Annotated in this window: 27 protein-coding genes; 7 read left to right on the forward strand and 20 right to left on the reverse strand. The window is 69.6% G+C overall.

The window, feature by feature from the left end:
* Positions 1-377 precede the first annotated feature (377 nt).
* From AMK34_RS36800 to AMK34_RS36830, 7 genes are all read right to left on the reverse strand, one after another.
* The gene (locus AMK34_RS36800) at positions 378-1,124 is read right to left on the reverse strand and encodes an SIR2 family NAD-dependent protein deacylase (protein ID WP_073848430.1); all 747 of its coding nucleotides are present in this window, start codon (positions 1,122-1,124) and stop codon (positions 378-380) included.
* Positions 1,125-1,139: 15 nt separating this feature from the next.
* Complete coding sequence (locus tag AMK34_RS36805) at positions 1,140-2,339, reverse strand: L,D-transpeptidase (protein ID WP_073848431.1); 1,200 nt, start codon at positions 2,337-2,339, stop codon at positions 1,140-1,142.
* 92 nt (positions 2,340-2,431) lie between these two features.
* Positions 2,432-3,298, reverse strand: coding sequence for a patatin-like phospholipase family protein (locus tag AMK34_RS36810; protein ID WP_073848432.1), 867 nt, complete (start codon positions 3,296-3,298; stop codon positions 2,432-2,434).
* 9 nt (positions 3,299-3,307) lie between these two features.
* Positions 3,308-3,970, reverse strand: a complete 663-nt coding sequence (locus tag AMK34_RS36815; RefSeq protein ID WP_038510102.1) for a DedA family protein — start codon at positions 3,968-3,970, stop codon at positions 3,308-3,310.
* Positions 3,971-4,031: 61 nt separating this feature from the next.
* Entirely contained in the window at positions 4,032-5,033 is a 1,002-nt protein-coding gene (gene lipA, locus AMK34_RS36820) for a lipoyl synthase (RefSeq protein ID WP_073848433.1), read from the reverse strand.
* Positions 5,034-5,070: 37 nt separating this feature from the next.
* Positions 5,071-6,027, reverse strand: coding sequence for an oxidoreductase (locus tag AMK34_RS36825; RefSeq protein WP_073848434.1), 957 nt, complete (start codon positions 6,025-6,027; stop codon positions 5,071-5,073).
* Positions 6,028-6,069: 42 nt separating this feature from the next.
* The gene (locus AMK34_RS36830) at positions 6,070-6,600 is read right to left on the reverse strand and encodes a hypothetical protein (protein WP_073848435.1); all 531 of its coding nucleotides are present in this window, start codon (positions 6,598-6,600) and stop codon (positions 6,070-6,072) included.
* Between the two features lie 132 nt (positions 6,601-6,732).
* On the opposite strand from AMK34_RS36830, the gene AMK34_RS36835 reads away from it, so the two are divergent.
* Together AMK34_RS36835 and AMK34_RS36840 are read left to right on the forward strand one after the other, a co-directional pair.
* Positions 6,733-7,350: a TetR/AcrR family transcriptional regulator gene (locus tag AMK34_RS36835; protein WP_016336085.1), complete on the forward strand. Its 618-nt coding sequence runs from the start codon at positions 6,733-6,735 to the stop codon at positions 7,348-7,350.
* Between the two features lie 25 nt (positions 7,351-7,375).
* Complete coding sequence (locus AMK34_RS36840) at positions 7,376-8,311, forward strand: LLM class F420-dependent oxidoreductase (protein WP_038522786.1); 936 nt, start codon at positions 7,376-7,378, stop codon at positions 8,309-8,311.
* A 62-nt stretch (positions 8,312-8,373) separates the two neighbouring features.
* Here AMK34_RS36840 and AMK34_RS36845 read toward each other — a convergent pair whose 3' ends face one another.
* The 8 genes from AMK34_RS36845 to lpdA all read right to left on the reverse strand — a co-directional run bounded on the left by AMK34_RS36845 (position 8,374) and on the right by lpdA (position 16,015).
* Positions 8,374-8,670 carry a hypothetical protein gene (locus AMK34_RS36845; RefSeq protein WP_073848436.1) on the reverse strand — a complete coding sequence of 99 codons (297 nt, stop codon included), beginning with the start codon at positions 8,668-8,670 and terminating at the stop codon, positions 8,374-8,376.
* Positions 8,671-8,731: 61 nt separating this feature from the next.
* Positions 8,732-9,475, reverse strand: a complete 744-nt coding sequence (gene lipB / locus AMK34_RS36850) for a lipoyl(octanoyl) transferase LipB (RefSeq protein ID WP_073848437.1) — start codon at positions 9,473-9,475, stop codon at positions 8,732-8,734.
* A 10-nt stretch (positions 9,476-9,485) separates the two neighbouring features.
* Complete coding sequence (locus tag AMK34_RS36855) at positions 9,486-10,100, reverse strand: phosphatase PAP2 family protein (RefSeq protein ID WP_038510119.1); 615 nt, start codon at positions 10,098-10,100, stop codon at positions 9,486-9,488.
* On the reverse strand, positions 10,097-10,981 hold the full coding sequence (locus AMK34_RS36860; RefSeq protein WP_038510122.1) for a TIGR01777 family oxidoreductase: 885 nt from the start codon (positions 10,979-10,981) through the stop codon (positions 10,097-10,099). The genes AMK34_RS36855 and AMK34_RS36860 overlap by 4 nt, the downstream gene beginning before the upstream one ends.
* A gap of 14 nt (positions 10,982-10,995) precedes the next feature.
* Positions 10,996-11,496 carry an ArsR/SmtB family transcription factor gene (locus tag AMK34_RS36865; RefSeq protein ID WP_073848438.1) on the reverse strand — a complete coding sequence of 167 codons (501 nt, stop codon included), beginning with the start codon at positions 11,494-11,496 and terminating at the stop codon, positions 10,996-10,998.
* Positions 11,497-11,518: 22 nt separating this feature from the next.
* Entirely contained in the window at positions 11,519-12,601 is a 1,083-nt protein-coding gene (locus AMK34_RS36870; RefSeq protein ID WP_073848439.1) for a serine hydrolase, read from the reverse strand.
* Between the two features lie 217 nt (positions 12,602-12,818).
* Entirely contained in the window at positions 12,819-14,585 is a 1,767-nt protein-coding gene (sucB, locus tag AMK34_RS36875) for a 2-oxoglutarate dehydrogenase, E2 component, dihydrolipoamide succinyltransferase (RefSeq protein ID WP_073848440.1), read from the reverse strand.
* Between the two features lie 56 nt (positions 14,586-14,641).
* Positions 14,642-16,015: a dihydrolipoyl dehydrogenase gene (gene lpdA / locus AMK34_RS36880; protein WP_037344695.1), complete on the reverse strand. Its 1,374-nt coding sequence runs from the start codon at positions 16,013-16,015 to the stop codon at positions 14,642-14,644.
* Between the two features lie 214 nt (positions 16,016-16,229).
* Between lpdA and AMK34_RS36885 the strand changes: the two genes are divergently transcribed.
* Positions 16,230-16,574, forward strand: coding sequence for a hypothetical protein (locus AMK34_RS36885; RefSeq protein ID WP_037345665.1), 345 nt, complete (start codon positions 16,230-16,232; stop codon positions 16,572-16,574).
* 4 nt (positions 16,575-16,578) lie between these two features.
* Here AMK34_RS36885 and AMK34_RS36890 read toward each other — a convergent pair whose 3' ends face one another.
* Together AMK34_RS36890 and AMK34_RS36895 are read right to left on the reverse strand one after the other, a co-directional pair.
* Complete coding sequence (locus tag AMK34_RS36890; protein ID WP_073848441.1) at positions 16,579-17,562, reverse strand: SMI1/KNR4 family protein; 984 nt, start codon at positions 17,560-17,562, stop codon at positions 16,579-16,581.
* A gap of 82 nt (positions 17,563-17,644) precedes the next feature.
* Complete coding sequence (locus AMK34_RS36895) at positions 17,645-19,147, reverse strand: leucyl aminopeptidase (RefSeq protein WP_038510136.1); 1,503 nt, start codon at positions 19,145-19,147, stop codon at positions 17,645-17,647.
* 132 nt (positions 19,148-19,279) lie between these two features.
* Between AMK34_RS36895 and AMK34_RS36900 the strand changes: the two genes are divergently transcribed.
* Both AMK34_RS36900 and AMK34_RS36905 read left to right on the forward strand, forming a co-directional pair.
* Entirely contained in the window at positions 19,280-20,149 is an 870-nt protein-coding gene (locus tag AMK34_RS36900) for a hypothetical protein (protein ID WP_073848442.1), read from the forward strand.
* Positions 20,142-20,768 carry a DUF402 domain-containing protein gene (locus tag AMK34_RS36905; RefSeq protein ID WP_037344701.1) on the forward strand — a complete coding sequence of 209 codons (627 nt, stop codon included), beginning with the start codon at positions 20,142-20,144 and terminating at the stop codon, positions 20,766-20,768. The genes AMK34_RS36900 and AMK34_RS36905 overlap by 8 nt, the downstream gene beginning before the upstream one ends.
* Here AMK34_RS36905 and AMK34_RS36910 read toward each other — a convergent pair.
* Positions 20,765-21,076, reverse strand: coding sequence for a hypothetical protein (locus tag AMK34_RS36910; protein ID WP_038510141.1), 312 nt, complete (start codon positions 21,074-21,076; stop codon positions 20,765-20,767). The two genes, AMK34_RS36905 and AMK34_RS36910, sit on opposite strands and share 4 nt — an antisense overlap.
* Positions 21,077-21,193: 117 nt before the next feature.
* Between AMK34_RS36910 and AMK34_RS36915 the strand changes: the two genes are divergently transcribed.
* Positions 21,194-22,297, forward strand: coding sequence for a branched-chain amino acid aminotransferase (locus tag AMK34_RS36915; protein ID WP_038510144.1), 1,104 nt, complete (start codon positions 21,194-21,196; stop codon positions 22,295-22,297).
* A gap of 94 nt (positions 22,298-22,391) precedes the next feature.
* Here the strand turns inward: AMK34_RS36915 and cobT are convergent, their stop codons facing one another.
* Positions 22,392-23,468, reverse strand: coding sequence for a nicotinate-nucleotide--dimethylbenzimidazole phosphoribosyltransferase (cobT, locus tag AMK34_RS36920; RefSeq protein WP_038510147.1), 1,077 nt, complete (start codon positions 23,466-23,468; stop codon positions 22,392-22,394).
* 93 nt (positions 23,469-23,561) lie between these two features.
* On the opposite strand from cobT, the gene AMK34_RS36925 reads away from it, so the two are divergent.
* Positions 23,562-24,230, forward strand: a complete 669-nt coding sequence (locus AMK34_RS36925; protein WP_073848443.1) for an IspD/TarI family cytidylyltransferase — start codon at positions 23,562-23,564, stop codon at positions 24,228-24,230.
* Here AMK34_RS36925 and AMK34_RS36930 read toward each other — a convergent pair.
* Positions 24,227-24,631 carry a hypothetical protein gene (locus tag AMK34_RS36930; RefSeq protein ID WP_037344708.1) on the reverse strand — a complete coding sequence of 135 codons (405 nt, stop codon included), beginning with the start codon at positions 24,629-24,631 and terminating at the stop codon, positions 24,227-24,229. The genes AMK34_RS36925 and AMK34_RS36930 overlap by 4 nt on opposite strands.
* Positions 24,632-24,724 lie beyond the last annotated feature (93 nt).

A 24,724-nucleotide genomic window follows, 5' to 3' on the forward strand; every position in this document is an offset into this window, starting at 1 on the left:
ATGGTACTGCAACCGAAGGGTTGTGGGAGAGTAGGACACCGCCGGACTAACATTAGAAAAGAAGGAAAAGGGCCCAGGGCCTGGTCGAGAACCACGAGTTCTCCCAGACCTGGGCCCTTTTCTCATGCCCCGGAACCCGTCACACCCGTGATCAGACGCCGATCACCCGTGATCAGAGGGCGAACACGCGTGATCCCACGGACGACACAACCGGGCGCCGTGTCGTCCACCTGATCACGCGTGTCGTCCGTCTGATCACGCGAGATCCCTCCCCAAACACGCGAGATCCGCCTTCAATCACGCGAGTCACGGCCTCGATCACGCGAATGACGGAATGAGGCACGTGGAGGTGGGGAGAGCCCGGCGCATTGAGAGGACTAAATGCGGGAGGGGGCGAGGGCGGGGAGCGAGTCGGCGAGCGGGCCGCGGACGACGGCGGTGGCCATGTGGTCGTAAGGCGTTTCGGAGCCATTGCAGATGACCACCGTGGCGCCGGCGCGGGAAGCGACACTCACCAGTGAGGCGGCCGGCTGCACGCTCAGGGAAGACCCGGCCACCAGCAGGAGGTCGCTGTCGGAGACGGCGGCTCGCGCGGCCCGGAGCAGGTTCTGGTCCAGATGCTGGCCGAACGACACAGTGGCTGACTTCAGGATGCCGCCACACACCAGGCAGGGCGGGTCGGCCTCGCCTGCTCGGACCCGCTCCAGCGTCGAGCGCATGTCCCGGTGATCGTCACACGAGAGGCAGACGGACTCGAACATCGTCCCGTGCAGTTCCAGCACCCGCTCGGGCGGTGAGCCCGCCTTCTGGTGCAGCCGGTCGATGTTCTGGGTGATGATCCACGTCGGCGACAGTCGCTCGAGCGCGTAATGCGCCGCGTTCGGCACGGCGTCCCAGCCGGGATGCACCAGCCGCGCCTGCCAGGTCCGCTCCCGGACCTCGCGGCTGCCTTGATACGCCTTGAGGTTCGACATTTTCTCCGCGCCGGGCTCGCGGGTCCACAGGCCCTGCGGGCCGCGGAAGTCGGGGATCCCCGAGTCCGTGGAGATCCCGGCGCCGGTCAGTGCGACGATCCGGCCGGCGCCGGCCACGAGGGCGCGGGCGGTGCTCAGGGTACTGGTCACCGGCCCATCATCCCTCTACTTGAGCGCGCTGCCCGCCTGCCAGTCCGCCCACGACTTCGACCAGTCGCCGTACAGGTCCCACACCGGCAGTTGCGGGCCACCGGAGTTCGTCACCTCGACGACGTCGCCGAGCCCCATGTTCTGGTAGAACCACTGCGCGTTGGCGGCGTTGAGGTTGATGCAGCCGTGCGACACGTTCGAGCTGCCCTGCGCGCCGACACTGTTCGGGTTCTCGTGGACGAACTCGCCGTCGTTGGAGATGCGCAGCGACCATTTCTCGTTCGACTTGTAGTACCCCGGCTGGCCCTGGCAGACGCCGTACGTGCACGAGTCCATCGTGTAATTCTCGTGTTTGTCCGAAATGACGTGCGCGCCCAAATGGGTCGGCGTGGCGTCCTTGCCCATGGAAATGGGCATCGATTTCGCGAGCTGGCCGTTGTGGAAGATCTGCATCTGCTCGGTGTTGCCGTCGGCCTTCGCGACCCAGGAATCGTGCACTTTGTACGTTTCGGTGCGATCGGTCGCGCCGTACACGCCATTGCCGAAATCGACGCCGTAGATCATCGCCGACACCTTGAGCGTCGTCCCCGGCTGCCAATACACCTTGGGGCGGTAATGGACGTTCTTGTCGTCGATCCAGTACCAGGAGCCCTCCTGCTTCGGCGTCGACTCCACGGACAGCTTCTTCTCCACGTCGGCCTTGTTCTTCACCGGCTGGCCGAAGGTGAACACGATCGGCTGCCCGACACCGACACCGCCGGAAGCGACCGCTGAGGGCGCCGGGATCAGGTTCGGGTTCGCCTGCTGCTTCGGGCTCAGCGTGGAGACCCTGCTCTGTTGCTCGACGGGCTTTCCGTCGCTGCCCTGGGCATGCGCCACGATCTTGTAGGTGCTGCCGTAGCCGAGCGGTTCGGTGGTCTTCCAGCTGAGCCCGTCGCTCGCCAGTTCGCCCTTCACCTGGTTGCCCTTGTCGGCGTTGCTGACGGTGACGTCGATCAGCTTGCCGTGCTCGGCCTTGACCACCACCGGGGTCGCCGGATTGACGTTCGTCCCGCCCGCCGGGTCGATGGTCACCGAAACCGCGCTTTCGTCCGATCCGGCGCTCGGGTCGGATGAATTCGAGGTACCGGAGTCGCCAGTGGAAGAGCAGGCCGAGATCAGCAGTATCGCGGCGAGTATTCCGGCCGCCGAAAGTAATGTCTTCTTGGGAAACATGAGATTCTCTTTTTACTTCGCTCGATCAGCGGAAAGTTCTCTTTCAAAACTACGCGACGAAGAAGACGTGATCGATGCCGGATGGTTGCTTCTCAGTCCACGACGAGACCGGGCGCACCATAAAGACCGGGGCCATCGACACTCAATTCACCCAAATAGGTCTTCGCGGCGTCGTAGGCCTCGGCGGTCAGTGCCGCGGTGTGGCTGAAGTCCAGCGGGCTGACCCGTACCGGCTTCGGCCCCGGCACGTAGACCACGGGTACCTCGGCCGCGGCGATCGGCGCCTCCAGGACCGCCTGGTTCCGCATGCTGATCATCGCGGTGAACATCATGACCTCGGCGAAGGTCTGCGGGGTGCCGGGCATCTTGCCGGGGAAGGCGCAGTCGAGGACGACGAGCGATTTCGCGCCCATGGCGAGCGCCTGGCGCATCGGCACGTTGGCGACCAGGCCGCCGTCGTAGAGCATGCGCTCACCGAAGGGCACCGGCGGATAGATCCCCGGAATCGCGCAACTGGCCAGCAGGGGCGCCAGAACGGGCCCGGAACGGATCAGCAGCGGCTCGGCGGTGTCGACGTCCGTCGCGACGACACCCAGTGGCAGCGCGAGATCTTCGAAGCGGACGCCCTCGCCGATGTGCTCGTCGACGATCGCGGCGAGCCCGGTGTTGGGGAACAGGTTGGTCTTGCTGTGCCGCAGGGTTCGCACCTGGCTGAGCACACCGCCGGGGAAGGCCTCGTGCCGCGTCATTCGCGACCAGATCCGGTCGAGCCTGCCGGCCGATTCACCCCCGAGGGCGAGCACGGCGGCGTTCAGCGAACCCACCGAGGTGCCGACGACGAGGTCGGGCGCGACGCCCGCTTCCGTGAGGGCACGCAGCATCCCGACCTGCATCGCCCCGAGACTGCCGCCGCCACCGAGGACGAAACCGATCGGCTGGGGCAGGTTCAGGGCGGTCATGCCCGGAATCTAGTCGTCCGCGCCGATCTTCGCCGGGGTGGCTTCTTCGGCTGTGACCGCGAGCGCTTTCTTCTTCTTGTAGCGCAGCAAGAAGAACACCGCGACACCGACGAGCACGCCGACGATGACCAGGCCGCCGGTGTTGAGCGCGCCTTCGACCTTCTTGGCGGCCTCGCCGAGCGCGGCACCGATACCGATATGGATGGCCGACCAGCAGGCTGCGCCCGCCGCGGCGGCGGGCAGGAACTTGCGGAAGGGCAGGCCCGAGGTGCCGGAGGCGGCCGGGGTCAGCGTGCGGATCACGGGAAGGAACCGCGCGAAGAACACCGCCCACGCGCCTCGCCGTTCGAGGACTCCCGTCGCCTTGTCCCAGGCGTCGAGGCCGTACTTGCGGATCAGCTTCGTCTCGCGCAGGCGTGGCCCGAAGCGTTTGCCGATCGCGTAACCGAGCGAGTCGCCGAGTGCGGCGCAGACCGTCACGACCGCCCACAGGGTCAGGAAGCGCGAGACCGACGTCGCCGTCGTGGCCGCGACCAGCAGCCCCGATTCACCGGGGGCGATGAAGCCCAGCCCGATGGTGCATTCGGCGAACACCAGTCCGCCGGTCGCCGCGACCAATCCCGGTTCCGGGAGTCCTTGCAGCCAGTTCAGAAGATCGGTTACCAACGCCACCAGGTCACTTTACTGATTCGTGACCTGGTGGGTGGCGATGTCGCGAAGAGGGTGACCGGAGTCACCGGGCCAGCAGTGAGCTGGCTTCCTGTGCGGCGGGACCTTCGGCGGCGAGGTGGGCCAGGTTCTCCGACAGCGGCTCGCCGCGGTGGGCCTTCGTCTGGGCGAAAAGGCGACCGGCCCGATAAGACGAGCGTACGAGCGGCCCGGCCATCACACCAGCGAAGCCCATCGCTTCGGCTGCCTTCGAATGCTCGACGAACTCCTCGGGCTTGACCCAGCGGTCCACCGGGTGGTGGCGCGGTGACGGGCGCAGGTACTGGGTGATCGTGAGGATCTCGCAGCCCGCGTCGACCAGATCCTTCATCGCGGGCGCGACCTCTTCGGGGGTCTCGCCCATGCCGAGGATCAGGTTCGACTTCGTCACCAGACCGGCCTCACGAGCCTTCGTGATGACCTCCAGCGACCGCGCGTACCGGAAACCCGGCCGGATCCGCTTGAAGATCCGCGGCACCGTCTCGACGTTGTGCGCGAGCACCTCGGGACGTGAACCGAACACCTCGGCCAGCTGCTCCGGATCCGCGTTGAAATCCGGGATCAACAACTCGACACCGGTACCCGGGTTCAGCGCGTGGATCTGACGGACGGTCTCCGCGTACAGCCACGCACCACCGTCCTCCAGATCGTCGCGCGCGACACCGGTGACGGTCGAGTAGCGCAGGCCCATGGCCTGCACCGACTCCGCCACCTTGCGCGGCTCGGTCCGGTCCAGCGCTTCCGGCTTGCCCGTGTCGATCTGGCAGAAGTCACAGCGCCGGGTGCACTGGTCGCCGCCGATCAGGAACGTCGCCTCACGGTCTTCCCAGCACTCGTAGATGTTGGGACAGCCGGCTTCTTCGCAGACGGTGTGGAGGCCTTCGCGGCGCACCAGGCCTTTGAGTTCGGTGAACTCCGGACCCATCCGGGCGCGCGTCTTGATCCACGACGGCTTCTTTTCGATGGGAGTCTGGGAATTCCGGACCTCGAGCCGCAACAGCTTGCGGCCATCTGGGGCAGCACTCACACCGTCACCCTACGCCCGCCGGAGCAGTGGTCGCCGCTCACGCGGGGTCGGGGGTGACGCCCGTCAACTTGGTGGTCACGTCCCACAACGCGGCGCCGAGCGATTCGCTCCTCGCGGCGGCCAGCGGGCGCACCTTGACCGGGGCGCCGCGAAGTCCGCCGAGCCCGCGAGGGCCGATGTAATCGCCGCCTTCGGCCTCCGGGGAGGTCGCCGCGAACAGCTGCGGGAGCGTGCCCTGGCGGGCGCTCTGCGCGATGAAGATCTCGCCGATCCGGTTGCCCCCGGCGACGAGCGCGCGGACCACCGGGTTGCGGTAGGAGCGGGCCATCCCCGAGCCGAGTCCGGTCCAGGTGTAGCCGGGGTGCGCCGCCACGCTGATGACGTCCTCGCCCGCGGCGCGCAGCCTGCGGTCGAGTTCGAGCGCGAACACCTGATTGGCGAGTTTCGACTGGCCGTAGGCCGAGCCCGGGTTGTACATCCGGCGCTCGAAGTTCGGGTCGGCGACGTCGATGCGCGCGCCCGTCGCCGCGACACTCGACAAGGTGACGACACGCGATCCCCAGCCGCGGCGCAGTGACGGCATCAGCAGCCAGGTCAGCACCGCGTGCCCGAGATGGTTCGTGCCGAACTGGGTTTCGAAACCGTCCTTGGTGTGGCCGCGCGGGGTCGCCATCACGCCCGCGTTGTTGACCAGGACGTCGAGCTTGCCGTCCGTCAGTTCCTCGACCTTCTTCACGGCTTCGCGGACCGAGTCGAGGTCGGCGAGGTCCAGCCGGACGAGCCCGGGTGCTTTCCCGGTCGCGGCCGCGCGTACCTGCTCCAGCGCCTTGGCGCCGCGTTCCGGCGACCGGCAGCCGAGCAGCACGCGGGCCCCCTTGCCCGCGAGCACCTCGGACATCCGCAACCCCAGCCCCGAGTTCGCGCCGGTGACGAATACGGTCCGGCCGGTCTGATCCGGGATGTCGGCCTCGGTCCAGCGCGCGTGAGCAGCCATGTCGGTACCTAACTACATCGTCGGCGGGGCCGCTACGCCGGATCAGGCGCTCGGCGCGAGCAACCTGAGCAGGTGACCCATGGGGCTGCGGCGGCGGGCGGGCTTCGCGTGCCGTCCGTGCCGGAGCAGGGTGGCGAACGCGCTGCCGACCTGGGTGATCTCGTCGACCGGTTCCTTGCCGTCGGCCAGCCCCGCCGTCAGCGCGAGCGTGCGCAGTTCGGCTTCGTGCGACGGGATCAGCGCGGGGCACCGCTCGAGGGCCGCGTCGAGAACGGCGCGGAGGGTCTCGTGTTCGGTGGTGGCGCTGTTCCAGGCACGGGTGACGGCTTCGACCCTGTCGAGCGCGAGGTCCTGGTCCGCGTAGTCCGGATCGGTCATCTCGGCGCGGAGGTGACCGGCGAACACCTGGTTCCACTTGTACCGGAGCGCGACCAGAAGCTCCTCTTCGGTCGCGAAGTACTTGGTGGCGCCGGGGATTTCTTCGAGTGAGATGGCGTCGGACGGGTGGTGACCCGCCTGGCGCAGTGCGGCTTCGAGGATGTCGCGCCGCTGGTAGAAGTCGTTCCAGCTCATGATGTGGGCTCCCCTCCGTGACCCGGTTCATACCGCAGGTTTGCGGCATACTCCCGGTACGGACCTGACAGCAGTCAACATACCATGGGTATGGAGCGGGACCGGCGGCGTAAAGTTGTGAAGGTGGCGACAATGAGGTCAAGGCGGCTGGACTATTCCGAGTCCACCCGGTCGGCGCTCGTCGAGAGTGCCGTCGAGCTGTTCACCAAACGCGGGTACGCCGGCACGTCTCTCGACGAGATCGCCAAACGGGCCAGGGTGACGAAAGGCGCGCTGTACCACCATTTCAGTGGGAAGCAGGCGTTGTTCGAGGCGGCCTTCGACACCGTCGAGAGCCAGGTCTTCGACCGGCTCGAAAAGATCATGAACGGCCCGGCCTCGCCGTGGGAGCGGGCGCTCGCGGGGTTGCGCGGCTTCCTGCAGAGCTGCCTCGACCCGGCGTACCAGCGCATCGCGATCCACGAGGCGCCGGTGGTGATGGGCTGGGAACGCTGGCGCGAGGCGGAGGAGCGGTGCAGCTTCGGCCTGGTCCGCACCGGGATCCAGTCGCTCATCGAGGTCGGCGAGGTCGACGATGTCCCGGTGGACGTCACCGCGCGGCTGCTGTTCGGCGCGTTGTCGAGCGCGGCGATCGAGATCGCTTCGTCGCCCGAGCCGAAGAAGGTCAGCGCCCAGGTCGAGGAGGTGCTGGTGCGGCTGCTCGTCGGATTCCGCCGTGTTCCGCCCGCCGAGCACGGGAAAGCGAGCTGACGAAGCCGTCTATAGGGTGGCTTTCGTGGACCTCAGGATCTTTACCGAGCCCCAGCAGGGGGCCAGTTACGAAGACCTGCTCCGGGTGGCGAAGGCCACCGAGGACGCGGGCTACGACGCCTTCTTCCGCAGCGACCACTACTTGAAGATGGGTTCGGCGACCGGGTTGCCGGGGCCGACCGACGCGTGGATCACCCTCGCGGGTCTCGCCCGCGAGACGCGCCGCGTGCGGCTGGGCACCCTCGTCACCGCCGCCACCTTCCGGCATCCGTCGGTGCTCGCGATCTCGGTCGCGCAGGTGGACCAGATGTCCGGCGGCCGCGTCGAGCTCGGCCTCGGCTCGGGCTGGTACGACGACGAGCACACCGCCTACGGCCTCGACCTGCCGCCGATCAAGGAGCGCTTCGACCGCTACGCCGAACAGCTCGCCGTCGTCACCGGGCTGTGGGAGACGCCGGAGGGGGAGACGTTCTCCTTCGACGGCGAGCACTACAAGCTCGTCGACTCGCCCGGCCTGCCCAAGCCGGCGCAGCGGCCCCGGCCGCCGGTGATCATCGGTGGTGGCGGCAAGAAGCGCACCCCGGCGCTCGCCGCCCGCTACGCGGACGAGTTCAACCTGCCGTTCGTCGGCCCGGACTTCGCCGCCGAGCAGTTCGGCCGCGTCGACGACGCCGCGCGCGAGATCGGCCGCGACCCCAAGGAGATCATCCGGTCGGCCGCGCTCGTCGTCGCCGTGGGGCGTGACGACGCCGAGGTCGCGAAGCGTGCTTCGGTGCTTGGCCGCGAGGTCTCCGAGCTGCGGGAGAACGGGCTCGCGGGGACGCCGTCGGAGGTCGTCGAGAAGGTCGGGCAGTGGCGGGAGAAGACCGGGATCACCCGGCTCTACCTGCAGCTGCTGGACCTTTCGGATCTGGACCAGGTCGAGCTGATCGCTTCCGAGGTCGCTCCTCAGCTGGACTGAAGTACATGAAGGTCCCCTTCCTTGCGCCAGGCGCAAGGGAGGGGACCTTCATGTACTTCTGGTCACTGGATTTCGACGCCGATGTCCAGGATCTTCGCCGGCCAGGTGATGGTGAGGTGGGACTCCGCCCCGTTGGCGGCCCATTCGCCCACCGCGTTGCCGCAGACCGGGCTGCAGTTGTACGCGGTGACCCGGTACATGCGGGTGCCATAGGCGGTGCAGCTCGCCCAGGCGTACTTCGCCCCGTCGTGGCCGCCGGTGCAGCCGGGCGGCGGTGTGGCCGACGCCGCCGCGGGCAGACTCACCGAAGCGGCGACCGCGACACCGGCCGCCACCAGAACGCGCGAAACCTTGCGCATTGGTTCCTCCCAGTACGACCGTCGGTGCTTCCGGCGGTCGTACCGGTGATCTTCGCAGATGTCAGCTCTGCAGAGCGAAAGTGACGCCCGGTGCGGCCGGGGCTTCGGGGCGCGGCAGCCAGCGCTCGTCGTTCACCGACAGCTCGCCTTCCAGCGCCGCGAGCACGGCCTCCCGCGCCATCGGCAGCACCGACGCGACGGTGACCTCGCGGTCGAGCTCGTAGGAAAGCGAAGTCACGCCCGCGTCCCGGATGCCGCACGGGACGATCTTGTCGAAGGCGCCGAGGTCGGCGTTGCAGTTCAGCTCGAAACCGTGCATGGTCACGCCGCGCTGGACGCGGATGCCGATCGCGGCGATCTTCCGCTCCGGGCCGCGGTCGTCGGCGGGGATCCAGACGCCGCTGCGGCCCTCGACCCGGCCGGTGTGCACGCCGAGCTGGTCGCAAACGGTGATCAGGGCCTCTTCGAGACGCCGCACGTAGTGCACGACGTCGATCGGGTCGGCGAGTTTGATGATCGGGTACCCGACCAGCTGACCGGGCCCGTGCCAGGTGATCTTGCCGCCGCGGTCGACGTCGATCACCGGGGTGCCGTCGGTCGGCCTGTCCTCGGCTTCGGTGCGCTTGCCCGCCGTGTACACCGACGGGTGTTCCAGCAGCAGCATGGTGTCGGGACCCTCGCCGTCGGCACGGGCTGTCACGTGGCGGCGCTGGAGTTCCCAGGCTTCGGTGTAGTCGATCGTCCCGATCTCGCGGACGTCGACGGGCTCGGTGGCGGCACGGCATGACGTGGTCGAAGAGCTCACGTCAGCGACACTACGCCGGGTCTTTCGGCAGGGGGAGCAGGCCCAGCCAGGCCGCCGAAATCAGGCCCACGCCACCCACCGCCAGTACGGATCCCGCGGTGTCGGTCAGCCAGTGCACGCCCAGCACGATGCGGCAGAGCGCGCCGAGCACCGTCGCGGCGGCGGCGATCGTGATCGCCAGGCGCGCGAGACGCGGCCGGGTCCACGCGCACAGCAGCACCGCGACGAATCCCGTGCACGCGACGGCGACCACGTGCCCGCTCGGGTAACTCAGATCGGGGAATTCGCGTGGCCGCTCCCGGTAGAAGGCCGGTTTCGCGATCAGGCTGGTCAGGCGGCACAACAGCAGGACGACGGCCAGCTTGACGCACAGGACGGTCAGGTCCCGGCGGCGCCAGGCGATCACCACCAGCACGGCGCCCAGCGCGAACGGCAGCACCGGGCCGAGAACGTGCGTGACCAGGCCGGCCACCTGCCCGGCGGGCCGGGTGTGCTGGTCGCGGAACGCGTCGGCGAGGGCGACGTCCACCGGCGGCGGCCGCTCGTCGACGGACAGCCCGAGTGTGACGAAGCCGACCAGCAGCAGGATTCCGGCGAGGGTGTACAGCCCGCGCTGCAAGGTCATGTCGCGGCGGCCAGCGCGTCCTCGAGGGTCGGATGGCGGAAGGCGTATCCCGCCTCCTCCAGCGCACGCGGCATGGCGCGCTGCCCGAACAGCGCCATCTCCTCCGCCGCCTGCCCGAGGGCGATCTTCATGGCGAAACCCGGAACCTGCCAGATCGCCGGGCGGTGCACGGCGCGGCCCAGCGCCTTCGTGAAGGCGGCGTTCGTGGCGGGCTGTGGCCCCGAGAGATTCACCGCGCCCGACAGGGATTCGTTCTCCAGCGCGAAAACGATCGCGCCGACCTCGTCGTCGAGCGAGATCCAGGGCATGTACTGCTTGCCGTCGCCGAGTTTCCCGCCGAGCCCCAACCGGAACAGCGGCCGCAGGACGTCGAGGAGCCCGCCCTTGCGGGCGAGCACCAGCCCGGTGCGGATACGCACGACGCGCGCTCCGGCGGTGGCCGCGGACTCGGTGGCGCCTTCCCACGCGGTGCAGAGCTCGGCGAGGAAACCGCGGCCCACCGGGCTCGTTTCGTCCACAAGGGACGGACCGGGATCGCCGTAGTAGCCCACGGCGGAAGCATTGACCAGCACCGGGATCCCGTGTTCGGCGACGGCTTCCGCGAGAACCTCCGTCGGTTCGACCCGGCTGTCGAGGAGCACCTGCTTGCGGGCCGCGCTCCAGCGTCCGGGCAGCAGCGGCGCGCCCGCGAGGTTCACGACCGCGTCGACGCCGTCGAGCGCGCCGTCGGCGATCTCGCCCGCCGGGGGATCCCAGCGGCGCTCGTCGGCCGCCCGCTCCTCCCGGCGGACGAGGCGGACGACCTCGTGCCCGGAACGGCGTAACCGTGTCGTCAGGGAGGTGCCGATCAGTCCGCTCGCGCCCGCGATCAGAACTCGCATGATCCGATCGTGTCCTATCCGCGATCCGGTCGCACGCTCAGGTTCTTCAGTTGCCCGGCGACATCCGACGCGGCGGTCAGCAGCACCAGCACCGGGATCGTCGCGGTGGGACGAAGCCGGTAACTGCCGCGCTTGTCCTGCTCGACGATCCCGGCGCCGGTCAGCGCCTTGAGATGGTGGTACAGCTGGCCGGGCGACCCGAGATCGGCGGCCTCCTGCAGGGCGGGCGCGGTCTGCGCGCCCTTCTCGGCCAGCGTCCGCACGAGCGCCACCCGCGCCGTGCTGGACAGGGCCGCGAGCACCTCGACCCGCGGCCCGTCCTCGAATCCCAGCATCGGACCGGGCGTGATGGTGATGGCCCAGCTCAGCTCGAGGGGCTCGGTCAGCTCGCCGTGGTAGCCGACGAGCCCGCCGGGGCTCGCCGCCGGCTCGGCCTGGTGCTCGCCGTGCCGGTCTTCGAGCGCGGCGACCCGTGCTTCGAGGGCGGCGATCCGGTCGGCGAGCTCAGCGTCCATGCCGGTTATCTATACCTGCGTCTCAGCAGAGCGCTCGTTCCAGGGCGCTGAAGCGTGCCGGATCGGACAATGCCGCGATCAAGACGTCGAGGAGCACCGGGGCGTTCGCGATTTCCTGATCGCTCACGCCGGTGAACAGGATGGCCGCGGTACCCGAACGTCCGCCCGGCCAGCGAACGGAAAGCCCCGTGGTCAGTGAGCGCGGCAGGCTTCCGCCCTTGAAGAGCACTTCGCTCGCTCCGGGTGGCACACGGTCCGCGAGCGGCTTCGCGAGGATCTCGCGCGCGGTCGGGTACAGCCCGTTCGCGATACCGCGGTGGAGCGCGAACAGATCCGCCGCCGAACCCTGGCCGTGCCCCTTGATCCACGGCCATTGGGCTTCGGGGGTGCTCGGCATGTCCGGCCAGCGCCTGAGCGCTTCGGCGCGGAACGCCCGATCGCGGACGAAGCGGCGCGCGACCGCGTCACCCATCGCCCGGCGGACCGCGGCCGGGCTGCCGGGCGGGGGCGCGTACTCCGGCATGATCAGCATCAGGACCTCGCCGCCGAGCGAACGGGTGTCCGGCCGGAACCAGCCGCCCCGCGCCGCCGCGCGCTGGAGGGCCGGGTCGCCGAGTCGGGTGCGGAGATAGTCCGTGGCGGCGTTGTCGCTGAAGAAGATCATCGCTTCGGCGAGCCTGGCCAGGGGGACACGCTGCTCGGGATCCTCGGCGATGCCGTAGTCGTCGCAGGGGACGCCCAGCCGGTTGAGCGCCAGGAAGTGCGCGCGGCCATCGCCTACGAACGGGTGGTGGGCGTCCCAGTCGCCCATCCGGATCTGTTCCTTCGGATCGAGCCTGCCCTCGGCGACCGCGACGGCGTACGCGCTGAGATGCACGACCTTGATCGACGAGGCCATGACGCGCCGGACGTCGGGGTTGCGCGCGGCCCGGCGGCCGTCGCCGTCGTCGATCAGGACGGAGACGTCGTGCCGGTGTGCGGCGATCCAGTCGAGCCAGCCCTGTTCGGTCGTCGTGTCCGGCTGGGTCGCGCTCGCGGTCCCCGGCAGCAGCAGCGCGGCCGATCCCGCGGCGGCACCCGCCAGCAGATGGCGTCTGGTCAGCATGGTCGATACCCTCCCTCTTGTTTTCCGTAATTCCGGAATACTAGAGTTCCAGGTGGCTGTCAAACCCCCGCATTTCGTCCTCTGAATGCGGTAGTTCGTCATGCCAACGACCGCATTCAGAGGACGAAATGCGGAAGGGGAGAGGAGAAGGGGAGGGAAAGGCGAAGGCCCCCGCCCCGCAGAAGCGGGACGAGGGCCTTCACGGACTACCGGAGGATCAGAGACCGAGCTCGTCCTCGAAGTTGCCCTCTTCCAGACGCTGCTTGATCGTCGTGACGAAGCGGCCCGCGTCGGCCCCGTCCACCAGGCGGTGGTCGTAGGTCAGCGGCAGGAACGCCATCGACCGGACGGCGATGGTGTCGTTGCCGTCGGCGTCCGCGATCACGACCGGGCGCTTCACGACCGCGCCGGTACCGAGCATGCCGGACTGCGGCTGCACGATGATCGGCGTGTCGAACAGGGCGCCGTTGGAGCCGATGTTCGTGATCGTGAAGGTGCCACCCGACAGCTCGTCCGGCTTGATCTGGCCCGAACGCGCGCGGCCCGCCAGGTCGGCGATGCGGTGCGCGAGACCGGCGAGGCTGAGCTCACCCGCGTCGTGGATGACCACCGACAGCAGACCCTTTTCGGTGTCCACCGCGATCCCCAGGTGCACCGCACCGTGGTAGGTGATCTCCTTCGTGTCCTCGTTGTAGGACGCGTTGACGTTCGGGTGCTGCTTGAGCGCCTCGACGGTGGCCTTCGCGAAGAACGGCAGGAACGTCAGGTTGACGCCCTCGCGCTCCTTGAAGGCCGCCTTCGCCCGCTGGCGGAGTTTGGCGATCTTCGTGACGTCCACCTCGTGGACCTGCGTGAGCTGCGCGGAAACCTGCAGCGACTCGCGGGTCTTCGTGGCGGTGATCTGGCGGATCCGGCTGGCCTTCTGCACGGTGCCGCGCAGGGCCGCGAGCTCCGGCGAAACCGCGGCCTTGCGCGGAGCCGACGGGGCGGCGGCGGCCGGGGCGGCGGTAGCGGGCTGCGCGGCCGGAGCCGGGGCGGCCTTCTGCTTGGCCTCGGCGGCCGCGAGCACGTCCTGCTTGCGGATGCGGCCACCGACGCCGCTGCCGGACAGCGACGACAGGTCGATGCCGTGCTCCGAAGCGAGCTTGCGGACGAGCGGCGTCACGTACGGCGCGTTGTCCGAGCCGTTGTCGCTGCTCGCCGCCGGCTTCGGTGCCTCGGCCTTGGGGGCCGGGGCGGCCTGCGGAGCCGGGGCGGGCTTCGGCGCGGGAGCCGCTTCGGCCTTGGGCTCGGGCTTCGGTTCCGGCTTGGGCTCCGGCTTCGGCTCGGGCTTGGGTTCCGGCTTCGGCTCGGCCTTGGGGGCCGGGGCGGAACCGGCGGCACCGATCACCGCGAGAACCCCGCCGACCTCGACGGTCTCGTCCTCACCGGCGCGGATCTCCAGCACGGTGCCGGCGACCGGGGACGGGACCTCGGTGTCGACCTTGTCCGTGGAGATCTCGAGCAGCGGCTCGTCGACCTCGACGCTCTCGCCGACCTGCTTGAGCCACCGGGTGACGGTGCCCTCGGTGACGCTCTCGCCCAGCTCGGGCAGCTTCACCTCGGTGCCTTCGCCGCCCGAAGCCGGCGCGGTGTCCGGCTGGGACGGCGCGGAGGCCTCTTCCTGAGCGGGCTCCGGCTCGGGCTCCGGCTGCGCCTCTTCGGCGGCCGGCTCGGCCGAACCGGAGGACTCCGGCACGCCGCCGGTCCCGTCGTCGATGACGGCGAGCTCGCCGCCGACCTCGACGGTCTCGTCTTCCTGAGCGCTGATCTTCACGACCTTGCCGGCGACCGGGGACGGGACCTCGGTGTCGACCTTGTCCGTGGAGATCTCGAGCAACGGCTCGTCGACCTCGACGGTGTCGCCCTCCTGCTTCAACCACCGGGTGACGGTGCCCTCGGTGACGCTCTCACCGAGCTCCGGCAACGTGACGGAGTAGGCCATCGTTCGCTGACTCCCTTGATATGTCTTGCTTGGTCTGGTTCTTCGACGGTGAGACGTCAGCTGTGGACGTGCAGCGGCTTGCCCGCCAGGGCGAGGAACGCTTCACCGAGGGCCTCGGTCTGCGTGGGGTGCGCGTGGATGAGCGGGGCGACGTCCTCGGGGAAGGCCTCCCAGCTGTAGATCAGCTGCGCTTCGCCGATCAGCTCGCCGACGCGGTCGCCCACCATGTGCACGCCGACGACCGGGCCGTCCGGAGCCTTGATCAGCTTGACCCCACCGGAGGTCTTGAGGATCTGGCTCTTGCCGTTGCCGCCGAGGTCGTAGGTGAAGGTGGTGACGTCGGAGCCGTACTTCTCCTTCGCCTGCGACTCGGTCAGGCCGACCGAAGCGACCTCGGGGTGCGAGTAGGTGACGCGCGGGATGCCGCTCTCGTCGATCACGCGCGGCTCCTGGCCGGCGATCTCTTCCGCGACGAAGATGCCCTGCTGGAACCCGCGGTGCGCGAGCTGCAGGCCGGGGACGATGTCACCGACGGCGTAGACGTTCGGCAGGTTGGTGCGCAGGCGGTCGTCGGTGAGGACGAAGCCGCGCTCCATCTTGACGCCGGCCTCCTCGTACCCGTGCCCGGCCGAGTTCGGGCCGCGGCCGACGGCGACCAGGAGCAGGTCGGCTTCGAGCGTCTCGCCGGACTCCAGCGACACGCTGACGCCGTTGTCGTCCTGCTTGGCGCCGGTGAACCGAACGCCGGTCTTGAAGGCGATCTTGCGACGACGGAAAGCGCGCTCGAGCTGCTTGGACGCGTACTCGTCCTCGTTCGGGACCAGGCGGGGCAGCGCCTCCACGATGGTGACGTCGACGCCGAAGGACGCCCAGACGGACGCGAATTCGACACCGATGACACCACCGCCGAGGACGATGGCCTTCTTCGGGATGTAGTCCAGCGAAAGCGCCTGCTCGCTGGCGATGATGCGCCCGCCCAGCTCCAGGCCCGGCAGCGTCCTCGAGTACGAACCGGTGGCGAGGATGACGTTCTTGCCGGTGTAGCGGGTGCCGTCGACCTCGACGGTCGTGCCGCCGACGAACGTCCCGGTGCCCTCGACGAGGTTCACCTTGTGCGCCTTGGCCAGGCCCTGGAGGCCCTTGTACAGGCGCGAGATGATCCCGTCCTTGTACTTGTTGACGCCGGCGATGTCGATGCCTTCCAGCACGGCCTTCACACCGAAGGTCTCGGCGTCGCGGGTCTCGTCGGCGACCTCCGCCGCGTGCAGGAGGGCCTTGGTCGGGATGCAGCCTCGGTGGAGGCACGTCCCGCCAAGCTTGTCCTTTTCGATCAGGGTGACGGAAAGGCCCAGCTCGGCCGCGCGGAACGCGGCGGCGTAGCCGCCCGATCCGCCACCCAGGATCACAAGGTCGGCGGAGGTGTCGGTCACTTCAATAACTCCTCGGCAAGCGGTAGGGGTGGTGCTCTGGCGCCGCTCCGCGCGGTATACGCGCGCGCGGACACTTGCCATCTTGTCACTACGTGTGGAGAGGCTGCGACCTAGGCCGCGTGCTGTGACCCACGGGACACGGTCCACGCGGACCGCCACGCTGAGCACACGCCCGCGTCGGGATAATGGACATCGGACGCGAATGGGAAGTGAGGTGGTCGGAGTGGGTCTGTTCGACTCGCTGCGCCGGCGCTCTAAGGGCGGGCAAAAGCCCGGTACGCTGCGGAAAGCCTCTTCAAACGACTTCAAGCATCTTGAGGACTGGGCGTCGTCACGGACCGGTGTCGAGGCGTACGTGGAGCCGAAGACCAACGTCACCGAGACCACGGTCGTCCTCATCGCCCATGACGGTGAGTGGACCCGGCGCCGGATCGAGAGCCTGGACGCGGCGCAGCAGTTCGGTCACAAACGGTCGATCCCCGTGTACGAGGTGGCGCGGGTCGGCTACCCGAAGCGGATGCGGGAGTACACCGAGCGGAAGAAGCGCGGCGAAGCCTGACGCCTCACGCGGATTGCGCCAAAAGGAGCAAGTGCCGCTCCAGCAGCGCCCGGAACGTCGGATGCACCGTCGTGCCCAGCGCCGGGTCGATCTCGACCGTCCGCCACTGCTCGCCCGCGGCCGTCAGCAGCACGACGGCCGGTTCCGAGATCACCACGACGCCGCCTTCCGCGCGCAGTTCCGCCGTCCCGAGCAGCCGGGGGAAGACGACGTCCGCGGGCAGGCCGTCGCAGGTCAGGAGGAATTCGCGGTAGTCGTCGGGCAGCCGGAGCCCGAGCCGTGCCTCGGCCGCGTCGATGGTGCGGAGCGACGCCGCCGGGGGAGCGGTCCCTCCGCCGCGCAGCCGGAGGATGCCCCCGATCATTTCGCGCCAGGAGCCGGTGTCGGGCGGGTAGCGCTCGTACAGCGCCGCGACCAGCGCCCCGGCGCACAGCTCCGTCCAGTCGCCGAGCCCGAGCGGGTCCGCGCCCGCGGCGAGCCGTGGCGCGAGGCGCCGGGTCGCGGCGAGCACGGCGACGTCGGGGCGGCCCTGTCGCGACGCGATCTCGGCCCAGCCGTCCAGGTCGCCTCGCGCGATGGCCTCACGCAACCGATCCGGCCGCGACGGCCCGAGATGCGACACGGCCTCGCCGATCGGGGAGCCGCCGAGCAGACCGTCGAGATCGGAGACCCGCCGGGCGAGGTGATCGTCGTGCGCACGTTCCTCGGCGTCGAGATCGAGCGGGATCATCGCCGCGGCCCAGTCCGGGTGCGCTCCCCGCGCTTCGAAGAGCATCGCCCACGCACGGGCTTGCACGGCGCCGGGGATCAGCGCCGTGATCGGGCGTTCGGTGAGCGCGTGCCAGTGCGTGACCAGCCGGTCGGCGTCCGCCATCGCCCCGGACGCGGCGAACAGCAGCGCCGCGTGCGCGATCCGGTCGTCGAGCGTCGCGTCGTCTCCGCTGAGCACGTCCCTGATCGCGCCTTCGAGATACGCGTCCCTGTCCACGGCACCGACCTTGCCATAAAGCGCGTGAAGGCCTCCTTCCCTCTGCTCAGCCGAGGGAAGGAGGCCTTCACGCGCGAAAAGATCAGCCGTTCGCGGCGATGTCCGCGAGGACGGCGGCGATGGTGCGGACCGGGACGCCGGTGCCGCCCTTGCCGGTGTAGCCCCACGCGCCGGCGGTGTTGAACGACGGGCCCGCGATGTCGATGTGCGCCCAGGGCAGGCCCTCGGTGACGAACTCGCGCAGGAAGATGCCCGCCGCGAGCATGCCGCCCCAGCGGTGCCCGGTGACGTTGGCCAGGTCGGCGAGACGCGAGTCGAGGTCGGCGCGCAGCTCCTCCGGCAGCGGCATGGCCCAGCCGCCTTCACCGGTGGCCTGCGCGATCGAAGCGATCCGGTCGCGGAACTCGTCCGAGCCCATGACGCCCGCGGTGCGGTTGCCGAGCGCGACGACCTGCGCGCCGGTCAGCGTCGAGGTCTCGATCAGGTAGTCGGGGTTCTCCTCGCCCGCGCGCACGATCGCGTCGGCCAGCACGAGACGGCCTTCGGCGTCGGTGTTGAGCACCTCGACGGTCTTGCCGCCGTACATGCTGAGCACGTCGCCCGGCCGGTACGAGGTGGCCGAGGGCAGGTTCTCCGCCAGCGGGATGTGCGCGACGACCTCGAGCGGGTACTTCAGCTTCGCGGCCAGCACCACGGAGGCGAGCACGGCGGCCGCGCCCGACATGTCCGAGGTCATGTGGTCCATGTTCGCGGCGGGCTTGATCGAGATGCCGCCCGAGTCGAAGGTGATGCCCTTGCCGACCAGCGCGACCTTCTTCGACGCCTTCGCGGGCTTGTAGGCGATGCGCAGCAGGCGCGGCTGCCGCGACGAACCGCCGCCGACGCCGAGGATGCCGCCGAAGCCCTTGCGCTTCAACGCCTTCTCGTCGAGGACCTCGAAGTCGAGGTTGTTCGCCTCGGCCAGGGTCTTCGCGCGGTCGGCGAAGGAGGCCGGGAACAGGTCGTTCGGCGGGGTGTTGATCAGGTCGCGGGCGATGATGACCGACTCGGCGATCAGGGTGGCGGCCTTCAGCGTCGCCTTGTGGTCCTTGGCGGTGCCCTCTTCGGGGCTCACGAAGTCGACCTTCGCGACCGGGCCGTCGCCCTTCTCGGAGCGGTACTCGGTGAAGTTGTAGGCACCGAGCACGGTGCCCTCGACGGCGGCCTGGAGGTCGATCGCCGACAGCGTGACGAACGCGCGGTCGGTCCCGCTCAGCGCCCGCGCGGCGGCACCGGCGGCCCGGCGGACCTGCTCGGCGGTGACGCCGTCCGCGCCCGCCTTGCCGAGGCCGACGGCCAGCACGACACCGGCGGACAGCTTGCCCAGCGTCGGCACCTTGACGACCTCGTCGGCCTTGCCGGAGGCGCCGAGGGTGCCGAGGACCTCGGCGAGCTTGCCGTCGAAGGCGGCGTCGGCGACGGAGGAACCGGCGGCGAGAGCCAGACCGTCCTCACCCTGCAGGGCGCCGATCACGACGACGTCGGCGCGCGTCTTGGCAAGCGCCGCTTCGGCGTTCTCGGTCAGGGCAAGCTTCGGCACGGTCACTTCTGGCTCCTCGCGCGTTCGCGGTGGTACCGGGCGGCCGCCCGGTTGGATCGTGAGCCATGCTAATGACAGTGGGACCTGGGGGAACAGCGGGGCCGAGCAGGTGACTGGACGAACTGGAAGGGCGACGGCGTGCGACTGGCTGGCGGTCTGCTCATCGCCCTGGCGGTGGGCACCTCTGGAGCGGACTACTGGGTACTCGTCGCGGTCGTCGTCGCGGCCGTCCTCGCCGTCGCCGCGGAGGCGTTGCTGCCGCCGCTGGGCGACACCCGGCCCGAGCGGATCGCGGGCTCCGTTTCCCGGCTGGGCCTGGTCCTGGTCTTCGCGACGACGTTCGGGCAGTACGTCTTCCCGTCCGCGCCAGAAGCCGCGGCCGCGGCGTTCGCGGTCGTGGTGACCGTCGCCGACCTGGCCGGGGTCCGTCTCGGCGACTACGCCGCCCGCTGGGTCACCGGGCTGTCGCTGGCCGCCGCCGTGTCGCTGATCGCGATCTGCGTGGGCATCCCGCCGTTGGCGCAGTTCATCGCGCCGGATCCGCCGTCGGTACCCGGTCTCGGCCTCGCCGTTCTGGTCCTGCTGCCGTTCCTGCTGCCCCGCCGCCCCGGCGCGGGCCGGGCCGCCGCGGTGGGCGCGGTGGCCGTCGCGATCACGGCCGTCGCCCTCTACCAGCTGGGACCGATCCGGCTGGGGCTTTCGGCGACCTCGTTCCGCGAGCTCTTCGCCGCGGCCGACGCGGTCTCGCTGCTGCCGGTGCTGACCGTGGTGGCCGCCGTGGCGACCGTGCCCGTCGCGGTCGACGCCTTCACCGACGGCAGGGAACGGCTTTCCCCGGAACGTCCGAAGGCGACACTCGCTTGTGGACTGATCGTGGCCGTCGCCGCCTTCTTCGCTGGGCCGGTCGTGGCCCTCGCGCTCGCGGGAGTGGGAACGCTCGCCGAACTGGTTCTGCGGGTCCGCGCCCGTCGGTACCGTTCGAAGAGTGACCGTTCAAGGCGTGCATGATCCTCTCTGGACCCCGGGCGACACGGTCGTCGAACGTTTCCTGCGACCGGACGGCTCGATCGGCCAGCACCACCCGCTGCGCGTCATCGCCGACGACGGCACCGTCCTGCTCGGCTGGCTGCCCGCGGACACCCCGATCGTCGGCAGCAGGCTCGCCGACGGACGGCTTTTCCGTGAAGCGCCCCTGGAAGAGCGGTTCCGGGTGCCGAGGGTGCGCGTGGCCGATTTCTGGCGCGACACGTCGACGCTGCGCCGCATCGCCGACGACGAATGGTCCTCGGTCTGGTGGTTCTTCGACGCCGACGGCCACTTCCTGAACTGGTACGTCAACCTCGAGGTCCCGCTGGGGCGCACGCCGTCCGGTCCCGACCGGATCGACGGCATCCTCGACGTCGCCGTGGAGCCCGGCGGACGCTGGCAGTGGAAGGACGAGGACGAGGCCGAGGAGGCCGTCCTCGCGGGCCGCATCACCGCGGGTCAGCTCGAACGCCTGCGCGCCGAGGGCGAGCGGATCGGGGCGCTCGCGGACGCCGGGCGGTTCCCCTTCGACGGGACGTGGACGGACTTCCGGCCCGACCCCGACTGGCCCGCGCCCGGCCTCCCCGACGGGTTGCTCTAGCTCACCTGCAGAAGCAGGAGCAGCACCAGCACGACGTTGATCACCGTGAGGACGACCACCGACTTGGTGGACAGCTCGCGCGGGAACACCTTGCCGTGGATGTGCTTCCACCAGAAGATGCCGAAGAACCCGGCGATCAGGCCGAGGAACGCGCCGAAGCCGCTGTCGAGCAGGGCCCAGCCGTCCATCATCAGCACGCCGGTGCCGAAGGTGAGCAGCACGGCCGTCACGAAGGTCTTGACGTCGGCCCCCTTGCCGGGAGCGGCGGGAGCGGCCGGGTGAGCGGGCTGCATCTGGTTGTACGTCACGCCGCCATCCTAGGGGCGCGACCCCTCGCGTGTTCGTCGTGACGGACAGATCGAGGGAGGTAAAGATATGCGGACGTCCGACTAACGTGGGTCCGACCAAGCGTTATCGTCTTAGGCATGACGACCTCGACGCAGTTCAACCACCTCCCGCACCCGAGCCCCGCGAGCCCGGAACGCGTCGCGGACGTATTGGCCGCACCCGGTTTCGGGTTGCACTTCACCGACCACATGGTGACCGTGAAATGGAGCGCCGAGCAGGGCTGGCACGACGCGACCGTCGGGCCGTACGCGCCCTTCTCGCTCGACCCGGCCACCTCCGTGCTGCACTACGGCCAGGCGATCTTCGAAGGCCTCAAAGCGTACCGCCAGCCCGACGGCACGATCGCGGCGTTCCGCCCCGACGCGAACGCGATCCGCTTCCGCAACTCGGCCGAGCGCCTCGCCATGCCGCAGCTGCCGGTGGAGACCTTCCTCGACTCGATCCGCGAGCTGATCGCGGTCGACAGCCGCTGGGTGCCGACGAAGCCGGGCGAGTCGCTGTACCTGCGGCCGTTCATGATCTCCACCGAGGCCGGGCTCGGCGTCAACCGGCCCGCGAACGAGTACCTCTACGCGCTGATCGGCTCGCCCGCGGGCTCGTACTTCTCCGGCGGCGTGAAGCCGGTGAGCGTGTGGCTCTCGACCGAGTACGTGCGCGCCGTCCCCGGCGGCACCGGCGAGGCGAAATGCGCGGGCAACTACGCGGCGTCCTTCGTCGCGCAGGCGCAGGCCGTGGAGAAGGGCTGCGACCAGGTCGTGTGGCTCGACGCGGTCGAGCGGCACTGGGTCGAGGAGATGGGCGGGATGAACCTGTTCTTCGTCTTCGGGTCCGGTGACGAAGCCCGCGTCGTGACCCCGGAACTGACCGGCTCGCTGCTGCCGGGCGTGACCCGCAAGTCGCTGCTGGAGCTGGCGAAGTCCTTCGGGCACCACGTCGAGGAGCGGCGCATCTCCACCGAGGAGTGGGAGAAGGCGGCGGCTTCGGGTGAGCTGACCGAGGTGTTCGCCTGCGGGACCGCGGCGGTCATCACGCCGGTCGGGCACGTGAAGCACGCGGGCGGCGAGTTCTCCGTCGCGGGCGGGCAGCCCGGCGAGCTGACGATGAAGCTGCGCGGCGCGCTGACCGGGATCCAGGAGGGCACCCGGCAGGCTCCGGAAGGCTGGATGTACCCGCTGGGCTGAGCCCAAGTACGTGAAGGCCCCCTTCCCTACCTTGAGCGTAGGGAAGGGGGCCTTCACGTACTTACGCATTTAGAGGACTAAATGCGGCGTGGGGTCAGGCGGAAGGGGTTTCGATCAGCGGCCCGCTCACGCCGGCCTGCTCGTGGGTGGCCATCTCCGCGAGCACCCGCGTCGCCATGAACACCAGCGGCAGCGCCACGACGGCACCCGTCCCCTCGCCGAGGCGTACGTCCAGGTCCAGGATCGGCTCCAGGTCGAGGTGCTCCAGTGCCAGCGCGTGCGCGGGTTCGCCGCCGCGCTGGCCCGCGGTCCACCACTGCCGCGCGCCCGGGACGAGTTCCTCGGCGACCAGCGCGGCCGCGGAGGCGACCAGGCCGTCCAGGATCACCGGCGTCTTCCGCAGCGAGGCCTGCGCGAGGAAACCCGCCATCGCGGCGATGTCCGCGCCGGCGGCGGTGCGCAGCAGCGCGACCGGGTCGGCCAGCACGGTCCTCGCCCGCCGCAGCGCGTCACGGACCGCCGCGGCCTTGCGCATCCAGGCGTTGTCGTCGATACCGGAACCGCGGCCGACGACGGCCACCGGTTCGCTCCCGGTCAGCGCCGCGACCAGTACCGAGGCCGGGGTGCTGTTCCCGATCCCGAGGTCGCCCGCGATGAGCAGGTCGGCCCCGCCGTCGACCTCGGCGTCGGCGATCGCCCGGCCCGCGCGGACCGCGGCATGCGCCTCTTCGTCGGTCAGCGCGTCTTCGACGTCGATCGAGCCGGATCCGCGCCGCACCTTGAACTCGCCGATCGACCGTGTCGCCGGGGCGTCGCTGTCGACGGCCATGTCGACGACCCGGACGCTCGCGCCCGCCGAGGCGGCCAGGACGTTGATGGCCGCGCCACCGGTCAGCATGCTTCCGACGAGTTGCGCGGTGACCTCACCCGGATAAGCAGAGACGCCCTTCGCGGCGACACCGTGGTCCCCGGCGAAGACCACGACCCGCGGCCGCGTGAACGGCCGCGGCGGCGACTGGCCCTGGCAGGCCGCGACCCAGACGCCCAGTTCTTCGAGCCTGCCCAGCGAACCGGCCGGTTTGATCAGTTTCGTGTGCAGGGCGATCGCCGCCGAACGCGCGTGTTCATCAGGCTGCTCGACTTCGGCGAACTCGAGGTTTTCGTAGTCCAACGCCCTGCCCCTTCGGATCGCTTTGGTGGCCGGGCCCAACCTACCCACCCAGCTGTGCCAGAGTTGCCTGTGGCTCAGACGAAGGCCGCCGGAGTGGTGCTCGCGAGCGGAGCGGGTACCCGGGTCGGCGCGAAGCTCAACAAGGTCTATCTGCCGGTGGCGGGCAAACGGGTCGTCGCGTGGTCGCTCGACGCCTTCGCGCGCGTGCCCGGAATCGACGTGCTCGTGCTGGTCATCCGGCCGCAGGACACCGAACTCGCGCACGAGGTGCTCGCCGCGCATCCGGGCGAGGTCGAACTCGTCCACGGCGGCGCGACACGGCAGGGTTCGGAGCTGAACGCCTTGCGCCACATGGCTTCCCGCATCGGCAGCGGTGAGATCGACGCGGTACTGCTGCACGACGCGGCCCGCCCGCTCGTGACTCCGGAACTGATCGCGGACGTCCTAGACGGCACGCGGCGCCACGGGGGAGCGGTACCCGGCGTCGCGGCGGACGACATCGTGCGCGTCGACGGCGACACCGTTTCCGGCGCGCTGCCCGGAGCGATCAGGGTGCAGACACCGCAGGGTTTCCGCGCCGCCCCGTTGCTCGAGGCGTACGAAACGGCCGAGCGTGAGGGTTTCGTCGGCACGGACACGTCTTCGTGCATGGAAAGGTTCTCCGCGCTGCCGGTGCGGTGGGTTCCGGGCAGCGCGGAGAACCTCAAGATCACCTACCCGCACGACCTCGTTGTCGCCGAGCAGGTGATCGGCCGAGGTTAGGGATCTCCCTGGTCGGCCTTGGTCGGTATGGCGGGCAGGACGGTGACCGGCCGTCGTGCCTCCATCGGGATCACGCAGTCCGGATGTGGTTGCAGCAGCTGGATCGGCGCCGCGGTGTCGCCGGGCGGTGGAATGGTGAGCACGGCGCGCAGGGTCCAGTCGGCCGTCGAGTGGTACTGCCAGGACACGAGCGCCGGCCGGAAGACGTCGGTGTCGGCGACCGTGGTGACGCGGAAGGCGCTCGCCCGTTCTTCCCCGCGGAGGATGAGGACGTCGGCGCAGGTGTCCCACTGGAACACCGCGGCACAGACCTCCGGCTCCTCCCGGGGGCCGAAGATGTAGACGACCCACCGGCGTCTTCGAAGCTCTTCGAGCAGTTCGTCGATGCTCAGATGGTTCATCGAGCCCCCCAACGGGTTTCGGGAACTTCTCGGAGAGTAACAGGTGTACTAGAGCACCGTCCAGAATGTGTACTAGTACGTAATAATGGGGTG

Origin of the sequence: Amycolatopsis sp. CB00013, from assembly GCF_001905755.1 — a bacterium.
Lineage (GTDB): Bacteria > Actinomycetota > Actinomycetes > Mycobacteriales > Pseudonocardiaceae > Amycolatopsis > Amycolatopsis japonica.